Source organism: Mesorhizobium sp. C416B (assembly GCF_030323165.1).
Taxonomy (GTDB): domain Bacteria; phylum Pseudomonadota; class Alphaproteobacteria; order Rhizobiales; family Rhizobiaceae; genus Mesorhizobium.
This window is the reverse complement of the sequence record NZ_CP100471.1, coordinates 2,728,031-2,746,303: the sequence shown is the minus strand read 5'-3', so window position 1 is coordinate 2,746,303 and position 18,273 is coordinate 2,728,031. Positions and strand designations below refer to the sequence as shown.

The following is an 18,273-nucleotide window of genomic DNA, read 5'->3' as shown; positions in this document are numbered from 1 at the left end:
AGCATCAGCGACACCAACCTGAGCCGGCGCAAGGACGACCACCTGGACATCGTGCTGGATAGTCGAACGGCACGGGCCAAGGCCGCCGGCTGGGAGTACATTCGCTTCGAACACTGCGCATTGCCCGAGTTGGATCTGACGCAGATCGACCTCAGCGCCTCGCTGCTGGGCAAGACCATGCGCGCGCCTCTGCTGATCAGCTCCATGACCGGCGGCATGCCACGCGCCGAGGCCATTAACCGGCATCTGAGCGAGGCAGCGCAAGCCTTGGGGATCGCCATGTGCGTCGGTTCGCAGCGCGTGAGCCTGCAATCCCGCAACTCCCAGGGGCTGACGCGCGCGCTGCGCCGCCTCGCCCCAGACGTTCCCTTGCTGGCCAATATCGGCGCCGCGCAACTGCGCCAGCCCGACGGCCTGGACCTTGCCCGCCGGGCGGTGGATGCACTGGAGGCCGATGGACTCATCGTCCATCTCAATCCGCTGCAGGAAGCGGTACAGCCGGAGGGCGACCGCGACTGGCGCGGCGTCCTGGCCCAGATCGCTCGCGCCGCACGTAGCGTCGGCGTGCCGGTCGTGGCCAAGGAAGTGGGGTCGGGCCTCTCTCCCTCGGTGGCTTGTGCGCTCGTTCAGGCGGGCGTGGCGGTGATCGATGTCGCCGGCGCCGGCGGCACCAGTTGGGCCGCGGTGGAGGGCGAGCGCGCCCGCGATGCCGCCGACCGCGCAGTGGCGATGGCGTTCGCCGATTGGGGGATTGCGACCCCGGCCAGCGTGCAGGCGGTACGTCGGGCGCTGCCAGCGGTGAAGCTGATCGCGTCGGGCGGGATCAGCGACGGCGTCGACGTAGCCAAGGCTATCCGCCTCGGCGCGGACATCGCCGGGCAGGCAGCCGGCGTGCTGCGCGCGGCTACGGTATCCACCGAGGCAGTTGTCGCGCATTTCGAGATCGTCATCCGCCAGTTGGCCGTCGCCTGCTTCTGCACCGGCTCGGCTGATCTGGGGGCGTTGCGCCAGGCCCGCTTATTGCCCTCGGCCCATCTGCCCGCCGGTTGATGCCGGCGTAGCCCGCAGGTGGCGGCGGGCGCATAGCCTTACTGAGTGAGAAAGTCTCGGAAGCGGGGACACGCTGGTCACGGGCTTGTTCGGGTGCTGCTTCGTCATCAGGGAAGCGCCCCGCCACGCCCGACTGGACAGCCGAGAGTAAAGCGGTATTCGACGGCTATGTCGATGCTTGATCAGGGTGGTCACGCCGATCGAGCCGAGCCCCTGAAAGGGCCGGAACACCAGGTGCGGCGGGAGACCGGCAGGAGCAGATGGCGCAAATCCATTGCAATGAAGGAGTATTCCTGCAAGCAACGGAGAAGGTAAGCCAGCCTCAATCCCTTGTGTTTGCTTGGCGTTACGCCAATTAGGCACCGATCCACATCTGCCCCGGTAGTGTGCTGAGAGTTCTGCAAATTCGCTGAGAGGGGGCGGTCATGGCAGGCTGGTGATTGTTCACGTCACCTGATTTCCCGCGAAGGAACGCCACCGTGACCAAGACTGACTAAGACCGCCGGCGCTTGCTGTCAAAGACATTTTGCTTTCGAACCCGGATGGATTGCACGAAGTTCTCCGTGCGGTGATGCAGGAGGTGCTCGAGGCCGAGATGGAATGCCGGGTGTTGGGCTGGGCTCCGAGAAACTCGTCACAGGCACCACACAGCGATGCTCAACCCCAACGGTACTGCTGCCAATGGCCGTATTGTGGGTTGCGGATATTGGTCGTGCCGTAGTCGGCCTTGCCCTTGACCCGTTCGAGCGGTGTCGGCATTCCCCAAATCAGGTTGGCGACTTCACGTTGCCCGTCTGCCGCATTGCGGACCACCGGACCGGGCTGGTTGGGGGCTGGTTGGGGTAGATGTCGATGGACGGTTCAGGTTGCCTGAGATGGTCGCGCAGAGCCCTGGTGCACTGGCGTATGGCTTCTTGCGACGTGGTGATGTTGTGCAGATTGCACATCTAGGAAGGAGCAACCCCGTTCTTTTTGGCAAGCATGGAAAGGGCTTTTTCCTTGATATCTGCCGCGACCAAAGTCAGAGCTTCGTCGCGGTCCTTGAAACTTGCGATCGATGTACCCTTGAGGGTCGCCTGAAAAGACCCGAAGAGCTCTTCCTGCCACAGGCAATTTCTCGCGATCACTGGAATAACAACCGTCGTGTTGTTGGCCTCTCTCTCCATCGCGTGAGTTAGCTCAATCTGGTTGCAATAACGCGAGTTGATAAAGTCAACGCTTATCAGGAGGATGATAATGTCGGCGCTCTCTAGATTGCCCTTGATGGCGTCCGCCCATTTGTCGCCAGTCTCGATTTCGCCATCGTGCCAAGCCTCGACAAGACCAAGTCGGCTCAGCGGCGTAAGGTGCTTTAGAAGGTCAACCTTGATAGCCGCATCTGCATGCGAGTAGGAGATAAACGCCTTGAGAGGCTTGGGACTGGGGCTAGCCGCATTTTGGGGGAGGGACATAGTCCCACCGGGACCTCCTCTTATCAGTCCATTCTTCCTCAGGCGGTCCTTAGTTGTCGTGTAACGTTCTTCTATCCAACCCAGTTTATTGAAAAGGGCTGCGTTCTTAACGCTCACTTTTCCGCCCCCCGACAATTCTCTAACGGCGTCCATAAACCGGTCTTCTAGAGTTCCAACGCGCTTCCGCGATTTTGCCTTGCTTGCCATTTTATGGAGCCCCCCGAATCTAGGTCGACACTTCCAGCGAAAGTCTTTTGCAGTCAAGTCGACGCTGGAAATTAAGCCGGGAAATCCTCTAATTGGGGAGCCGGCTTGTTGCCAGCAATAAACTCGAACGGGGCGTTGCGTCTTTGTGTTAGCTTGTCGGGTCGGAGGTCTAGCCAGCCTGAGTTAGAGCCTTCTCAAGCGCCGGTCTGGGCACCTCAAGCTGCGCCTTGTCGCCACCCCGTAGTCGTCCCCGACGCTGCGAGCCGTCCAAGGGTTATCAGCTTTGGTGATGCTGACACGGGGCCTAGCCTACGCGCTTACCGTCATCTCAGCCCCTGTCGGTTATGTCCAGGCCAGGGCATCGATATTCCGTCGAATTGCTCTCCCAGGTCGCACCGCTCCTTGGCTCATATCGCATCACCAAAGACTATCTCTGGAACCAGATTGACCGACCCGGGAACGCTCCAGGCCGATCCGAGCTAACCGGTCAATCCAAACAACTTCGAATTACCTTAGCGGGTATTATTCTAAAAATGCCCACGGTGCCCCGGTTGAAGGCAGCCCGCGAACGCGGGCGAAAGGGTGGACGCCGTCCGAAACAAACCCAATCAGCGCTCCGAAATCACTCGACTCAGCTAAATGAAGGCTGTGCGGCATCTGAAGCAGCCCGTCTCTTTAATAGGACCACCGTCGAGCGCATCGGCGCCGAGGTCAAATAGCCGTTGGCTGAATGTTCTTTCAGTTGGCCGTCTGCAGCGACGCATGCACTAGGCCTATTACGAAGAAAAGCCGGTGGACGGTGGCCACAGCAGCTGTATGAACCGTGCTCGCCGGCGTGCCTTCGGACGTGGCAACCGCATCGGGTCGAGCCGATCTGGAAGGTGCTGCCGATCGCCCCGTCGAGCTACCACGACCATGTCGCCAAGCGCATCGATCCTTCCCGGCTGTCGGCTCGGGCGAAGCGGGATGAGGCCCTGGCCTTGAAGGATGAGGTCCGACGCGTGTTCGAGGCCAACTTCCGCGTCTACGGCGTTCGCAAGGTCTGGCGGGAGTTACAGCGTGAGGGCTCGACGTCGCCCGCTGCACGGTTGCCCACTGATGAGGGCCATGGGTCTTGAGGGCATCATCCGCGGCAAGCCGATCCGCACCACGGTGAGCGACAAGGCCGCACCTTGCCCTCTCGATCACGTTAATCGCCAGTTCCATGCCCCGGCGCCGAACATGCTGTGGGTCTCCGACTTGACCTGCGTCGCGACCTGGACGGGCTCCGTCTATGTCGCCTTTGTCATCGACACCTATGCGCGAAGGATCGTCGGCTGGCGGGTGAGCCGGACGGCGCATGCCAGCTTCGTTCTAGACGCTCTGGAACAGGCTCTCCATGATCGGCGGCCCGTGCAGGGGGGCAGGCTGATCCATCACAGCGATAGAGGCCGCCCAATACGACTCTATCAGATACACCGAGCGCCTGGCGGAGGCCGGCGTTGAGCCTTCGGTAGGCAGCGTCGGCGACAGCTACGACAATGCTCTCGCCGAAACGATCAACGGCCTTTACAAGGCCGAGGTGATCCATCGACGCGGACCATGGCGCAACTTCGAAGCCGTCGAGTTCGGTAGCTCGATTGGGTCGATTGGTTCAACAATCGCCGGCTGCTGGAGGCCATCGGCAACATTCCGCCGGCCGAAGCCGAGGAACGCTACTACGCCATTCTGTATGACCCAGCCATGGCCGCGTGACTCAACGAAACGGCCTCCGGAAAACCCGGTGCGGTTCAGTTCTCGGAGGAACGACGTTGCCGCGCGGCGCTAAAGAGAGAGGAAGATTGAACTCTTTCCATATCATTTTCTTCACATATGATATGTAAACAGATCATAGAAGCATTGACTGCTCGCTGGATGAGATACCTTTGCGTACCATCGCGCATTGGAATAGATCGTATAGGTTGCGTTATGGACTCTCAATCGGAAATTCTTCGGGAAATCGGTGGGTTTTTCAGGCAGGCGAGGTTGGCCGCTGCGATGACGCAGGAGCAGGTCGCCGATTTGGCGGGTATATCCCGTCCCCGATATCGCGACATCGAAAAGGGAGCCGCAGCCGCGCGTGCGACGACGCTCATGAATATCGCTCGCGCGCTCGGTCTGGAAATGATGCTGGTTCCGCAAGCCATGGTGCCGGCTGTCCAGGCTCTATTGCGTCCGCATGATGATGACGATCGACCCGCCTTTGTTTCTCAACCTGACGATGACGATCATGGCTCCAGTCTTTCGCGCACCTAAGACGATCCCGTCACTGGACGTGCTCTTGAATGCAGTGAAGATCGGCACAATCGTCAGGACGCCGGGCGGTTTCAATGCGTTCAACTTCGATGACGCCTACCGCGCGACGGGCGGCTTTCCGGTTCTCAGCCTGTCGTTCCGGGCAGCGACGGGAGGATTGCGGAAAGATCCAAAGCCTCTGGCAGGCGCCTTGCCCGCTTTCTTCGCGAACCTCCTGCCGGAGGAGAAATTGCGGGAGGCGATGGAAAGGCATCACGAAGGCAATGTGCGGCCAGGCAATGATTTCGATCTTTTAGCGGCACTGGGCGCCGATCTGCCGGGAGCCGTACGGGCGTTGCCCAGTGACGGCGCGATAACGGTTTCGAAGGATGGCTCAAAGGATCACCCCAAGGCACGGTTCTCGCTTGCCGGCGTGCAGATGAAGCTGTCGGTCATGAAGAACATTGGAAAAGGCGGCGGCCTTACCTTGCCGATGGACGACGAGCAGGGCCGGTACATCGCCAAGTTCCCGTCGACGGCCTTTCCGGACGTTTCCGAGAACGAATTCGCCAACCTGGCGCTGGCAGCAGCAATCGGCATGCAGGTTCCTGAATGCGAACTGGTCGAGAAGTCCGATTTTGAGGGCGTTCCCGAAGAATTCAATACGCTGTCGGAAGGCAAGGTCCTTCTCGTCAAACGCTTCGATCGCGGCGCCGGTGGCGGGAGGATACACATCGAGGATTTCGCTCAGGTCTTCGGTGTCTACCCGTCGCGCAAATATGAGGGGGCTGCTTATCACGACATAGCCTTGGCTCTTGGTGTCGCCGTCTCGCCTACGGCGGCTCTCGAGTTCGTCCGCCGCCTGGCACTGACCGTCATCACCGGCAATGGCGACATGCACCTGAAGAATTGGTCTTTGATCTATCCGGGTAACGGCGACAAGCCGGCGCTTGCACCAATCTACGACGTCCTGTCCACCGTGCCATACATTCCCGCCGACGCCTTGGCGCTGTCGCTTGGAGGAGAGCGCTCGTTTAAGGCGCTAGCAGCACCGCGATGGAAAGCATTTGCGAACCGTGCACGGCTTCCGGAGCCGGCAGTCCTGAAGGCAGTGGTCGAGACGGTCAAACTCGTCAACGAACACTGGTGGCATCTGCCTGAGCGCGACCTTGTCGCTGCGAAAGTGCTCGAGCGGATCGACGAACATGTGAAGGCGATGACGCCGGTACTGAACTCCTGTGCCGACAAGTGAGCCGAGACCCCTCGGGTTGCTGATATAGCGGGACTATCCGCCTGTGGGACCGGATGAGTGGCCGCGGACCGATGGTATGCCGTCGCGCGCAAGATTCTACGCAGTGTCGACGAGGACACGAGAGACGAAGCACGTCAGCTCGCCGGAACAGAAGAGTTCGCAGCATCCCGCAGAGGGTCGAGATGCTGTTCCTCCACCTCAATACAACGATGCGGTTCAACCGAATGCGGTGACTGAGGATCGCGATCCGACGCTTTGTGTCGCCAATGTCGCGTCCGCTACACGGGCTGTTCCGACGATCTTTCTTGGAACTCAAGCTAAACCCCTGAAAAGCAACCTGAAATTATTCTTCGGTTGGATCAGGCAAATTGGCATGAGTCTTGAGATCCTTAGGTGCGAGGCGGCTAGAGCTGCCCGACCGGCATTCATGTCGCGGCAGCCGCGATGAATGGAACGAAGGAAGGAAAGCTACATGTCAGGTTTGCGTCAGATCGCCTTTTACGGCAAGGGCGGCATCGGCAAGTCCACCACCTCCCAGAATACGCTCGCCGCCCTTGTCGATCTCGGGCAGAGAATCCTCATCGTCGGCTGCGATCCCAAAGCCGACTCCACCCGCCTGATCCTGAACGCGAAGGCGCAGGATACGGTCCTGCACCTCGCGGCAGAGGAAGGTTCGGTGGAAGACCTGGAACTCGCGGACGTGCTCAAGGTCGGCTACAAAGGAATCAAATGCGTGGAGTCGGGCGGCCCTGAGCCGGGTGTCGGCTGCGCCGGCCGCGGCGTGATCACCTCGATCAACTTCCTCGAGGAGAACGGCGCCTACGACGACGTCGACTATGTCTCCTACGACGTGCTCGGGGATGTGGTGTGTGGCGGTTTCGCGATGCCGATCCGAGAGAACAAGGCCCAGGAAATCTATATCGTCATGTCCGGCGAGATGATGGCGCTCTATGCCGCCAACAACATCGCCAAGGGTATCCTGAAATACGCCCATTCGGGCGGCGTGCGGCTCGGCGGCCTGATCTGCAACGAGCGCCAAACCGACCGCGAGCTCGACCTCGCCGAGGCGCTTGCTTCCAGGCTCAATTCCAAACTTATCCACTTCGTGCCGCGCGACAACATCGTCCAGCATGCCGAGCTCAGGAAGATGTCTGTGATCCAGTATGCGCCGGACTCCAAGCAAGCCGGGGAATACAGGGCGCTGGCCGAGAAGATCCATGGGAATTCGGGCCAGGGCACCATCCCGACCCCGATCACCATGGAGGAGCTCGAGGACATGCTGCTCGACTTCGGCATCATGAAGACGGACGAGCAGATGCTTGCCGAGCTTCAGGTCAAGGAAACGGCTAAGGCGGCCGCACAGTAGCGACCGCTGCCGACATGAGGCGCCGCCTGATCTGGTGCGTCTTTCAAAGAACGGCGCCTCGTCGGTGAGGCGTCACCCTGAACCTTGAAAGGGGTCCCATGAGCCTGGAATACGAGAATGACGGTGGCCTCCATGCGAGGCTTATCGAGGAAGTGCTGTCGCAATATCCTGACAAGGCGGCGAAGCGCCGCAAAAAGCACCTCAGCGTCGCAAAAAGCGGCGACGAGGCTGGCGAGGAAAGCGAGGTCCTTTCCGAATGCGAGGTCAAATCGAACATCAAGTCCATCCCCGGCGTGATGACAATTCGCGGCTGCGCCTATGCCGGCTCGAAAGGCGTGGTGTGGGGTCCAGTTAAGGATATGGTCCATATCTCGCACGGCCCGGTCGGATGCGGGCAATATTCCTGGTCTCAGCGCCGCAACTACTACGTCGGCACGACCGGCATCGACACGTTCGTCACCATGCAGTTCACCTCCGATTTCCAGGAGAAGGATATTGTTTTCGGCGGCGACAAGAAGCTCGAACGGATCATCGACGAGATCGAGGAACTCTTTCCGCTGAACAAGGGCATGACTGTGCAATCCGAATGCCCGATCGGCCTGATTGGCGACGACACCGAAGCTGTGTCCCGCAACAAGGCCAAGCAGCACGAAAAGACAATCGTGCCGGTGCGCTGCGAGGGCTTCCGCGGCGTCTCGCAATCCCTCGGCCACCACATCGCCAACGACGCGATCCGCGACTGGGTGTTCGAGACGAAGGACCTCGAGTTCGAGGCCGGCCCGTACGATGTCAATGTGGTTGGCGACTACAATATCGGCGGCGACGCCTGGGCTTCGCGCATCCTGCTCGAAGAGATGGGTCTGCGCGTGGTCGGCAACTGGTCGGGCGACGCTACCCTGGTCGAAATAGAGCGAGCGCCAAAGGCGAAACTCAATCTCATCCATTGCTATAGGTCGATGAACTACATCTGCCGGCACATGGAGGAAAAGTATGGCATCGCCTGGATGGAGTACAATTTCTTCGGGCCCTCCCAGACCGAAGCCTCTCTGCGCAAGATAGCCAAGCACTTCGGGCCGGAAATCGAGGCAAAGGCCGAGGCGGTCATCGCCAAATACCGGCCGCTGGTCGAGGCGGTCATAGCCAAGTACCGGCCGCGCCTCGAAGGCAGGACGGTGATGCTCTATGTCGGCGGGCTGCGCCCCCGTCACGTCGTCACCGCATATGAGGACCTGGGCATGGTGATCGTCGGCACTGGCTATGAATTTGGCCATAACGACGACTATCAGCGCACCGGCCACTACGTGAAAAAGGGCACGCTGATCTATGACGACGTAACTGGTTACGAGCTGGAGAAGTTCATCGAGGGGATCCGTCCCGATCTCGTGGGCTCCGGCATCAAAGAAAAGTACCCGGTCCAGAAGATGGGCATACCGTTCCGTCAAATGCATTCCTGGGATTATTCCGGCCCGTATCATGGCTACGACGGCTTCGCCATCTTCGCGCGCGATATGGACCTGGCCATCAACAACCCTGTCTGGAATCTCTACGACGCCCCCTGGAAGAAAAAAGCCGAGCCGTCGGCGGCGATCGCAGCCGAATGAAACCCTGGCTTCCCGGAAGCCGGGAGGCCGCGAACGCCTGTGGCCGCTTGTCCGCGGGAGACCTGAAAACGTTTCGACGTCCCTGTGCCGCCGTATGGCGGGCCAGATGGAAAGAGGTAACCACCCATGCCGCAGTCGGCTGAAAAAGTTCTCGACCACGCGCCCCTGTTCCGCGAGCCGGAATACAGGCAGATGCTCGCCGAGAAGAGGCTGAATTTCGAATGTCCTCACCCGGACCAGATCGTTACCGACCAATACGAATTCACCAAGACGTGGGAATACCGCGAAAAGAACCTTGCTCGCCAAGCCCTGGTCGTGAACCCCGCCAAGGCCTGCCAGCCGCTCGGCGCGGTGTTCGCGGCCGCAGGCTTCGAGCGAACGATGTCCTTCGTCCACGGCAGCCAGGGCTGCGTGGCCTATTACCGCTCGCACCTTTCGCGCCATTTCAAGGAGCCTGCTTCGGCGGTTTCCTCCTCGATGACCGAGGACGCGGCAGTGTTCGGCGGCCTGAAGAACATGGTCGACGGGCTCGCCAACACGTACCAACTTTACAACCCGAAGATGATCGCCGTCTCGACCACTTGTATGGCGGAGGTCATTGGCGACGACCTGCACAGCTTCATCGAGAACGCCAAGGACGAAGGCTCGGTCCCGCGCGACTTCGACGTGCCCTTCGCCCACACGCCGGCCTTTGTCGGCAGCCATGTCGACGGCTATGACGTTGCGGTCAGGGGCATTTTGGAGCATTTCTGGAAAGGCGAGGAGCGAACGGAAGCCGAGGGGACCATCAACGTCATTCCGGGTTTCGACGGCTTCTGTGTTGGCAACAACCGGGAACTCAAGCGCCTGCTCGATCTGATAGGCGTGTCCTATACTTTCATCCAAGACGCCTCTGACCAGTTCGACACGCCGTCCGACGGCGAATACCGCATGTACGACGGCGGCACGAAGATCGCAGACGTGAGGAAGGCACTCAACGCCGAGGCGACACTTTCGCTACAGCATTACAACACCCGAAAAACACTGGAGTATTGCGAGGGGGTAGGGCAGGCGACTGCCTCCTTCCATTACCCGCTCGGAGTTCAGGCGACCGACGACTTCCTGATGGAGGTCTCCGCGATTTCCGGCAAGCAAATCCCCGAAGCACTCCGCCTGGAGCGCGGCCGACTTGTCGACGCCATGGCGGACAGCCAATCCTGGCTGCACGGTAAAAAATACGCCATCTACGGCGATCCGGACTTTGTCTACGCCATGGCCCGCTTCATCATAGAGACGGGCGGCGAGCCGACCCATTGCCTCGCGACCAACGGCACCTCGGCGTGGGAAGCGGAGTTGAAGGAGCTGCTTGCATCATCGCCCTTCGGCAACGGTGCTCAAGTCTGGGCGGGCAAGGACCTCTGGGCGATGCGCTCGCTGCTCTTCACCGAGCCGGTGGACCTGCTGATCGGCAACTCCTATGGCAAGTATCTGGAGCGCGACACGGGCACGCCGCTGATCCGGCTGACGTTTCCGATCTTCGACCGCCACCATCACCATCGGTTTGCGCTCATGGGCTACCAAGGCGGATTGCGCGTCCTGACGACGATCCTCGACAAGATCTTCGACAAGCTCGATCGCGAGACAAGCGAGACGGGCGTGACGGACTACTCGTATGACCTCACCCGCTAAGCATGACGGTCGGCTTTGGCCGGTCGTCTTCCCGAGGGACTTTGGAGACCGACGCAATGTCCTTGCTCAGAGCCAAAATCCAGGATGTCTTCAACGAGCCCGCCTGCGAGCAGAACCGCGGCAAGGATGCCAAGGCGCGCAAGGAGGGCTGTTCGAAGCCACTGACCCCCGGGGCGGCGGCCGGCGGCTGTGCCTTCGATGGCGCCAAGATCGTACTGCAGCCGATCACCGACGTCGCACACCTGGTCCATGGGCCGCTCGCCTGCGAGGGCAATTCCTGGGACAACCGCGGTGCGGCTTCGTCCGGGCCAACGCTGTGGCGCACGAGCTTCACGACCGACCTCACCGAACTCGATGTTGTGATGGGGCGGGGCGAGCGGAAGCTTTTCAAAGCGATCCTCGAGATCAAGGAAGCGTATGGGCCGCCTGCGATCTTCGTTTATCCGACCTGCGTGACGGCGCTGATCGGCGACGACATCGAGGCCGTCTGCAAGCGCGCGGCGGAAAAGTACGGCTTGGCGGTTGTACCGGTCAATGCGCCGGGCTTCGTCGGCTCCAAGAATCTCGGCAACAAGCTTGCCGGCGAGGCGTTGCTCGAGCATGTCATCGGCACGCTCGAGCCCGACGATGCCGGCCCTTACGACATCAACATTCTTGGCGAATTCAACCTCTCGGGCGAATTCTGGCTGGTGAAGCCGCTGCTGGATCGGCTCGGGATCCGGGTGCGCGCCTGCTTTCCGGGTGACGCCCGTTACGTCGACATTGCCTGCGCGCACCGCGCCCGGGCGGCTATGGTGGTGTGCTCGACCGCGCTCATCAATCTCGCCCGCAAAATGGACGAGCGCTGGGACATCCCGTTTTTCGAGGGCTCCTTCTACGGCATCACCGATACCTCGGATGCACTCCGGAACATCGCTGAGCTGCTCGTAAAGCAGGGTGCTGATCCGGAGATCCTCGGCCGCACCGAGGTATTGATTGCAGAGGAAGAGGCGATCGCCTGGAAGAAGCTAGCGGCCTACCGGCCGAGGCTCGCAGGCAAGCGCGTGCTGCTCAACACCGGCGGCGTGAAGTCCTGGTCGGTCGTCCATGCGCTGATGGAGATCGGGATCGAGATCGTCGGCACCTCTGTCAAGAAGTCGACCGTCGAAGACAAGGAGCGGATCAAGCAGATCCTCAAGGACGACAACCATATATTCGAGCAGATGGCAGCGCGCGAGCTTTACGCCATGCTCTCAGAACGCAAGGCCGATATTATGCTGTCGGGCGGGCGCACGCAGTTCATCGCCCTGAAGGCCAAGACACCATGGCTCGATATCAACCAGGAGCGCCAACACCCTTACGCCGGCTATGACGGCATGGTGGAACTCGTACGCCAGATCGACATCGCCATTCACAACCCGATCTGGGCGCAGGTGCGGGAGCCGGCACCATGGGATTGCCAGCCTGCCAGGGAGGAACGGCCGCGCACGAAAAGCGAGACCCCGACCTTGCATGTTGTCCAGGAATTCGCCGGCACGACGGCCGGTAATTTCGGCGATTGTTGAGGAAAGCCGATGGTCCGCATCCTTCCCCAGACCAAAGCGGCGGCGGTCAATCCGCTGAAGTCATCGCAGCCATTGGGTGCCGCCTTGGCCTTTCTTGGCGTCGACGGCGCGATGCCGTTGTTCCACGGCAGCCAAGGGTGCACCAGCTTCGCGCTCGTGCTCTTCGTGCGACATTTCAAGGAAGCCATTCCCTTGCAGACAACCGCGATGGACGAGGTGGCGACGATCCTCGGGGGGCAGACCATCTGGAAGAGGCGATCCTCAACCTCAAGGCCCGCACAAAGCCAACGCTGATCGGGGTTTGCACGACCGCGCTGGTGGAAACCCGGGGCGAAGACTGCGCAGGGGATGTCGCCAATATCAGGCTGAAGCGCATGGAAGAACTCGCGGGTACGGAGGTGGTGCTAGCCAACACACCGGATTTCGACGGCGCGATCGAAGAGGGCTGGGCCAAGGCTGTCACCGCTATGATCGAAAGGATTACGCGGCCCGGCGAGCAGGCGCGGCAGTCGAAGAAAATCGTGATCCTGCCTAGCTGGAGCCTCACTGTGGCTGACATCGAGCATTTGCGTGAGATGGTTGAAAGCTTTGGACTGAAGCCGGTGATTCTGCCGGACATCTCCGGCTCGCTCGACGGTACGGTGCCCGACCGCTGGGTCACGACCACCTATGGGGGCACCAGCGTCGAGGATATCCGCGAGCTTGGCACGGCCGAGCAATGTATCGTCATCGGTGAGCATATGCGCCGCCCGGCCGAGCTGCTGCGGAGGTTGACCGGCGTGCCTTACGTGCTGTTCCGGTCGCTGACCGGATTGAGGGACGCCGACCGGTTCGTCTCCCTGCTGTCCGCAGTTTCGGGCGAGGCGGCGCCGGCTGAGGTGCGCCGTCGGCGGGCGCAGTTGCAGGACGCGTTGCTCGACGGACATTTCCACTTTGGAGGCAAGAAAATTGCGATCGCTGCTGAACCAGACCAACTCTACCAACTCGCGAGCTTCTTCATCGCCATGGGCTCCGAAATCGCGGCGGCGGTCACAACGGCCGCTATGTCGAAAATTCTGGAGGAAGTACCGGCGCAGTCGGTTCAAATCGGCGATCTTGGCGATTTGGAAGCGCTTGGCGCCGGCGCTGATCTTCTCGTTACTCATTCCCACGGCCGCCAGGCGGCGCAGCGCCTCGGCATTCCGCTCATGCGGGTCGGCTTCCCGATCTTCGACCGGCTCGGGGCCCAGCACAAGCTCACAATCCTCTATCAGGGGACCCGCGACCTGATCTTCGAGGTTGCCAACATTTTCGAAGCCAACCGGCGCGCGCCCACGCCTGGGGCGCTTGATCCACTTCGTAAGCGAGAAATGCCAGATGAGCTCCGTCCGTCGCCTCTCGCTCGTCACTAACGAGGTTCACGTACCGACGCCGGAACGCCAAGCGGGCGCATTGCGCGTGGCGATCGCCACGCAGGACATGAAGAACCTCAACGCCCATTTCGGATCGGCCAGGCGCTTTGCTGTCTACGACGTGATGCGCGAGGAGTGGAATCTCGTGGAAGCCGTGGCCTTCGATGACGTTTCCGACGAGAGCGGGAAGCATCGAACTGAGGGCGATGACCGCATCACCCCGAAGGTGGAGGCGCTGAAGGGCTGTCATCTCCTGTTTTGTCTGGCGATCGGCGGACCTTCGGCAGCCAAACTTGTTTCCGCAAAGATCCAGCCGATCAAAGTGCCGCAGCCCCAGACCATCCAAGAGGTGCTGTTGCGCACGCAGATGATGCTCAGGACGTGCCCTCCCCCTTGGCTGCGCAAGGTGCTGGCGCAGGCAGGTGTCGCTGAACAGAAACCCTCCTTCGAGGACGAAAGCTGAAATGAGGAGTGGGCGAAATGTTTGAAGCCGCTGTTAGCCCTGCCGCCACCGAGGACGAGGCGGCCCTTGCCACCCCGTTCGTCAAATGCCTCGTGCGGCTGATCCGTGCCAATGATTCCCACGGGTCATGGGAAGGCAAATCGGACGCCGAGCTGCTGGGCGACTTCATCATCACCAGGGAACAGCGCCGTGCAATTCCAATCATCGGCGATCCCGATCCGGACGTGCTGTGGAGGCTCGATAAGTTCTACACCGCCGTCGGGCTTGCGATTGAGGAACGCTCCGGCCTGATGGCATCGCCGATGATTGAGATAAGCCACGAGGGCTTCGGGCGCGTGCTCTTCACGGCCGGGCGACTGGTCGTTCTGTCAAAGACCCTGCGCGACGTCCATCGGTTCGGCTTCGAGACGTTCTGGAAACTCGCGGCGGCCGGTACCCAACTGGCCGGCGATGCCACCGCAGCCATTGAGGCTTATCCCGAGGTGGCGCGGGCGTGATGGAACCGATTTTCGATCGAGGGGATCATGTCAGGCCTTGAGGACATGCGAGCCCTCTCAATCGAGGCGGTCGAGGCCGATGTGGTTCTTGGGGTAGCGCTGATGAAGCCAGTGGTACTGATCTGTTCGCAAGATGCGGAGTTGTATCTGTTCCTAAGCCACATTCTGGGGGTGGACGGCTTCACGAGTGAGCCGGCAGGCGGCGTGAAGGAAGCACTTGCATTGGCCCATCAACGGGAGCTCCAGGCGGTAGTCCTGGACTGCGGGCCAGCAAGCGCGGCAGGCTCCACAATCTGCGCCCGGTTGAAGGGGGAGCCCCGGACCGGCCGCCTGCCCGTCATTGCGTTGATCGCGCCCGGCGCCGAGAACCAGCACCTCGATCTCTTGAAGGCAGGTGTTGACGAGAGCTTTGTGCGGCCCTTCGCACCGGCCAAGCTGCTTGACTGTCTACGCACGAAGTTGGCGCTGCCACAGCCGGGTTCAAACGGGATAAAAAACGGCAGCTGGCTCTGTTGCGGCAGCCTTGAGATGAAGCTCGATGCTCACCGCGTTCGAGGTAATGGCCACGACATCCATCTCGGACCTCTCGAATTCAACCTGCTGCGGCAATTTCTTGAGGCTCCCGGCAAGGTCTTCAGCCGAGACGAGCTGATCGACGCGGCCTGGCCGGACAATATCCATGTCGGTGAACGCACTGTCGACGTCCATATCAGCCGGATCAGAAAGGCGCTGAAGGCGGCCTCGCCAGGTAGCGTCATTCATACTGTCAGGTCTGCGGGCTACTCGCTCGAGAAGCTGGACGACTGAATCGCGAACGGACGGTGTGCCACTCTCGATCTTCGTTGGAAGGCAAGTCTGCGGTTCGAAACGCGCACGGGCGCGGCATCTCAGGGGGAAGCAGTCAGATGGCCTTCAAGAAAATACTCAGTGTGACGGGAGCTGACCATTCCGATCAGGACGTCGCAATAGCTGCTCGCTTGTGCGCCGAGGTCGGCGCGTATCTTTCCGTATTAATTATATCGCCTCCGCCGCTCCTGATGTCGCCACCGGTTATTGGGTCCCCTCTGCCGTTGGGCGGTGGCATCGCCGAGTGGTCTACACATCGCGCACACCACATTGCCGCACGGGAATTTTCACAGGACATGGCCAACCTGGAAAAGACATCGAGGGAAATTCACAAAGTGCTGAGAGCCACGTGGCGCTGCTATGATGTCGACACCGAACACTGCGACAAGGCTGGCGTCGGTGACGCGGTGCGACAGCGGGCGCTCTGCACCGACCTGACAATCGTCGGCCCCGCACTTCTCAACGAGACTAGTCTCGGACCCCTTGTTATCAACGGCAGCTTGTTCGACACGGGAAAGCCGGTGCTTGTCGTACCGGAGGGCGCTGAGGCGACTCTGTCTCCACGGCGCGTGCTGGTCGGCTGGGATTCGCGAGTCGAGGCGTCCCGTTCGATTCGAGAAGCGCTGCATCTGCTAGCCGGTGCTGAGGAAGTTCGTGTCGCAGTCGTCGATCCGGAGGCGACCTGCACCGGAAACGGCGCCGAGCCGGGAGCCGACATCGCTGCCTATCTCACTCGGCACGGTGCTCGGGTTTGGGTCGACCGGCTGGCGAGCCGCGGCAAACCGGTGGCCAAGGTGCTCGCGCAGCACGCAATCGACACCTCTGCCAACATGATTGTCATGGGTGCCTATGGCAGCCGCCGGCTGCCCGAGCGGCTCTTCGGTGGCGTGACGAGATGGATAGTTGGCAAGCCGCCATTGCCGCTGTTTTTGGCTCGCTGAAACAAGCTCGCGCATAAAGTCGCGCAGCCTTTGGCGATAGCTTTGGAGAACAACATGACATTGCAGATGGAGTCACCGGCTTCTTCGATCCAAGTGGAGGACTGGCTGCGTGGCGAGCCCCTCACGAACTTCCAGCCCGGCAAAGTGTATATCGTCGATTTTGGGAACTTGGTGCGGACCATGTCTGGCGACGATGTCCCTTCTGGTGCAGCTCCAGGAGAAATACAAGGACAGCGGGCTTGAGGTCGTCGGAGTCGCCGCCGATGAACATTCTCCAACGGCCGTCGAGGCCCAAACCAGATTGGACGCGTGGTTGACCGAAAAGTGCTTGAATCTGAACTTTCGGATCGCGTTCAACTCCACAGGCGAAATCGACAAGCTTTGGATGGAACCCAGCTTTTCTCTTGGGATACCGACCTCGTTCGTGGTCGACCGAGACGGCCACATCGCCTTTATCGGCGAGCCGAGGCAATTCGATGAGGTTTTGCCAAAAGTCCTTAACGGCAGCTGGCGCACCAGCGATGAAGCGAAAGCCGCCGATAAGGAGCGGATTGCCAAAAGCGAACCCATAGCGCGCGAACAAGCGTTGAAGAAGCCGATCAATGACAGATTTGGGCGGGCGGTGGACGCAGAGGTTGGAAGACGGCGCTCTCGGCGATCGGAGAGGGCATTGCCTTGTTGCCGGACAACTTCGGTTTCTGCGTGTCGCATGCGCATCTGTTGCTTCACAGAATGCGCGACATGTGGACCGGTTTGCCCCTCATGCATCAACTGGTTCGCGACGCGATCGACAGAAACTCCGAGGACTGGATGGTCATGGCGCTAGGCCAACTCTTCCATCCGACCAATGACCATTCGCCCTTTCCGGCTGCTGAGCGCTTCGCGATGGGCAAAGAGCTGTCCGAACACATCCTGGCACTGAATCCCCCGCAAGGTGACGGCCCTAAGTTACGGTCTTATCCGGCGATCGCTCGGTACTACCACGAGAACAGCAACAAAGGTCGCGCGATCGAGTTGGTCGAGCTGGCAATTAAGTCGCTGATGATCCGGAGCCCATCCCGGACGAACGGAAACAGAACCTTCTACGGCATTTCTGCAGGTTCTGGCCAACTACAAGGGTGAGAAGGTTTGTTACGGCGCTCACTGTGCGGTTCCGCATCCCGAAGGTGCCAAAGCGGGGCCGGACGAGGAGGAAAGATAAAAAGGTTAAGCAGCACGCAATCGACACGTCTGCCGACATGATTGTCATGGGGTGCCTATGGCAGCCGCCGGCTGCGCGAGCGGCCCTTCGGTGGCGTGACGAGATGGATAGTTGGCAAGCCGCCATTGCCGCTGTTTTTGGCTCGCTGACGGGTTCTGAAGTAGCACCGATGCTGTTCGAGGCTCTACTCCCTAGTCACTGACCGTGATGCGAAGTCGGAGAAAGGTCGAGGCAAACGAGCAGGTTTCGCGAAGCTCCTCGAGCAACTTGCAAGCGCCGTCGCGAAGACGTTCCCCGGCGCCTCTAACGCGCGGTCGGGGTCTCGCTCGCCGAGCCAATCCGTAACGCGCAGACCAACGGCCTGCCCCGGCGTCCTCAATGCGCTCAAACACCGAAACTCGGGTCGGCGTCAGGTCGAGAAAGAGAGTCGTTCAGCGCTGCAGGCCGCGTTCGGGCCGTAGCCGCATCGTATTGGCGTTATCACGATGTCCCTGACCACTGGCCGGGAGCTGAACACGGCAACGACGGTGCAGCGGCCAAGG

Annotated in this window: 13 protein-coding genes and 3 pseudogenes; 15 read left to right on the top strand and 1 reads right to left on the bottom strand. The window is 60.7% G+C overall.

The genetic code is table 11. The features are described from left to right. Positions 1-3: 3 nt before the first annotated feature. Positions 4-1,050 carry a type 2 isopentenyl-diphosphate Delta-isomerase gene (gene fni, locus NLY43_RS13485; RefSeq protein WP_031198378.1) on the top strand — a complete coding sequence of 349 codons (1,047 nt, stop codon included), beginning with the start codon at positions 4-6 and terminating at the stop codon, positions 1,048-1,050. 947 nt (positions 1,051-1,997) lie between these two features. Here fni and NLY43_RS13480 read toward each other — a convergent pair. Next, a complete protein-coding gene (locus NLY43_RS13480) occupies positions 1,998-2,708 on the bottom strand; it encodes a toll/interleukin-1 receptor domain-containing protein (RefSeq protein ID WP_023727169.1) in 711 nt (236 codons plus the stop codon). Positions 2,709-3,571: 863 nt separating this feature from the next. Here NLY43_RS13480 and NLY43_RS13475 point away from each other — a divergent pair. The 14 genes and pseudogenes from NLY43_RS13475 to NLY43_RS13410 all read left to right on the top strand — a co-directional run. Continuing rightward, positions 3,572-4,442: pseudogene (locus NLY43_RS13475) on the top strand (IS3 family transposase); the annotation flags it as partial. A 213-nt stretch (positions 4,443-4,655) separates the two neighbouring features. Next, entirely contained in the window at positions 4,656-4,982 is a 327-nt protein-coding gene (locus NLY43_RS13470) for a helix-turn-helix domain-containing protein (protein WP_023690557.1), read from the top strand. After that, on the top strand, positions 4,957-6,213 hold the full coding sequence (locus NLY43_RS13465; protein ID WP_023715669.1) for a type II toxin-antitoxin system HipA family toxin: 1,257 nt from the start codon (positions 4,957-4,959) through the stop codon (positions 6,211-6,213). Before NLY43_RS13470 ends, NLY43_RS13465 begins: the two co-directional genes overlap by 26 nt. Before the next feature lie 472 nt (positions 6,214-6,685). Beyond that, positions 6,686-7,579 carry a nitrogenase iron protein gene (nifH, locus tag NLY43_RS13460; protein ID WP_023712801.1) on the top strand — a complete coding sequence of 298 codons (894 nt, stop codon included), beginning with the start codon at positions 6,686-6,688 and terminating at the stop codon, positions 7,577-7,579. Between the two features lie 98 nt (positions 7,580-7,677). Beyond that, positions 7,678-9,180, top strand: a complete 1,503-nt coding sequence (gene nifD / locus NLY43_RS13455; protein WP_023712802.1) for a nitrogenase molybdenum-iron protein alpha chain — start codon at positions 7,678-7,680, stop codon at positions 9,178-9,180. 126 nt (positions 9,181-9,306) lie between these two features. Beyond that, entirely contained in the window at positions 9,307-10,848 is a 1,542-nt protein-coding gene (nifK, locus tag NLY43_RS13450) for a nitrogenase molybdenum-iron protein subunit beta (protein ID WP_023712803.1), read from the top strand. A gap of 56 nt (positions 10,849-10,904) precedes the next feature. Beyond that, positions 10,905-12,392: a nitrogenase iron-molybdenum cofactor biosynthesis protein NifE gene (gene nifE / locus NLY43_RS13445; RefSeq protein ID WP_023712804.1), complete on the top strand. Its 1,488-nt coding sequence runs from the start codon at positions 10,905-10,907 to the stop codon at positions 12,390-12,392. Positions 12,393-12,401: 9 nt separating this feature from the next. Continuing rightward, positions 12,402-13,783: pseudogene (nifN, locus tag NLY43_RS13440) on the top strand (nitrogenase iron-molybdenum cofactor biosynthesis protein NifN). Beyond that, positions 13,749-14,246 (top strand): nitrogen fixation protein NifX, encoded by a 498-nt coding sequence (gene nifX / locus NLY43_RS13435; protein ID WP_023715670.1) that lies wholly within the window; start codon positions 13,749-13,751, stop codon positions 14,244-14,246. The pseudogene nifN and the gene nifX overlap by 35 nt, the downstream one beginning before the upstream one ends. A gap of 17 nt (positions 14,247-14,263) precedes the next feature. Continuing rightward, a complete protein-coding gene (locus NLY43_RS13430; protein ID WP_023713585.1) occupies positions 14,264-14,743 on the top strand; it encodes a NifX-associated nitrogen fixation protein in 480 nt (159 codons plus the stop codon). A 27-nt stretch (positions 14,744-14,770) separates the two neighbouring features. Beyond that, positions 14,771-15,550, top strand: a complete 780-nt coding sequence (locus NLY43_RS13425) for a response regulator transcription factor (protein ID WP_023712808.1) — start codon at positions 14,771-14,773, stop codon at positions 15,548-15,550. Positions 15,551-15,648: 98 nt separating this feature from the next. Continuing rightward, positions 15,649-16,530, top strand: coding sequence for a universal stress protein (locus NLY43_RS13420; RefSeq protein ID WP_023712809.1), 882 nt, complete (start codon positions 15,649-15,651; stop codon positions 16,528-16,530). Between the two features lie 193 nt (positions 16,531-16,723). Next, positions 16,724-16,927, top strand: a pseudogene (locus NLY43_RS13415) (thioredoxin domain-containing protein); the annotation flags it as partial. Between the two features lie 278 nt (positions 16,928-17,205). Continuing rightward, positions 17,206-17,652 (top strand): hypothetical protein, encoded by a 447-nt coding sequence (locus tag NLY43_RS13410; protein WP_023723595.1) that lies wholly within the window; start codon positions 17,206-17,208, stop codon positions 17,650-17,652. The last annotated feature ends 621 nt before the right edge of the window (positions 17,653-18,273 follow it).

What these genes read in the sequence shown, in the direction of transcription:
- nifX (WP_023715670.1), top strand. Translation starts at nt 13,749, where the DNA reads ATGAGCTCCGTCCGTCGCCTCTCGCTCGTCACTAACGAGGTTCACGTA.
- NLY43_RS13430 (WP_023713585.1), top strand. Translation starts at nt 14,264, where the DNA reads ATGTTTGAAGCCGCTGTTAGCCCTGCCGCCACCGAGGACGAGGCGGCC.
- NLY43_RS13480 (WP_023727169.1), bottom strand. Translation starts at nt 2,708, where the DNA reads ATGGCAAGCAAGGCAAAATCGCGGAAGCGCGTTGGAACTCTAGAAGAC.
- nifK (WP_023712803.1), top strand. Translation starts at nt 9,307, where the DNA reads ATGCCGCAGTCGGCTGAAAAAGTTCTCGACCACGCGCCCCTGTTCCGC.
- NLY43_RS13470 (WP_023690557.1), top strand. Translation starts at nt 4,656, where the DNA reads ATGGACTCTCAATCGGAAATTCTTCGGGAAATCGGTGGGTTTTTCAGG.
- NLY43_RS13465 (WP_023715669.1), top strand. Translation starts at nt 4,957, where the DNA reads ATGGCTCCAGTCTTTCGCGCACCTAAGACGATCCCGTCACTGGACGTG.
- NLY43_RS13425 (WP_023712808.1), top strand. Translation starts at nt 14,771, where the DNA reads ATGTCAGGCCTTGAGGACATGCGAGCCCTCTCAATCGAGGCGGTCGAG.
- nifE (WP_023712804.1), top strand. Translation starts at nt 10,905, where the DNA reads ATGTCCTTGCTCAGAGCCAAAATCCAGGATGTCTTCAACGAGCCCGCC.
- NLY43_RS13420 (WP_023712809.1), top strand. Translation starts at nt 15,649, where the DNA reads ATGGCCTTCAAGAAAATACTCAGTGTGACGGGAGCTGACCATTCCGAT.
- nifD (WP_023712802.1), top strand. Translation starts at nt 7,678, where the DNA reads ATGAGCCTGGAATACGAGAATGACGGTGGCCTCCATGCGAGGCTTATC.
- nifH (WP_023712801.1), top strand. Translation starts at nt 6,686, where the DNA reads ATGTCAGGTTTGCGTCAGATCGCCTTTTACGGCAAGGGCGGCATCGGC.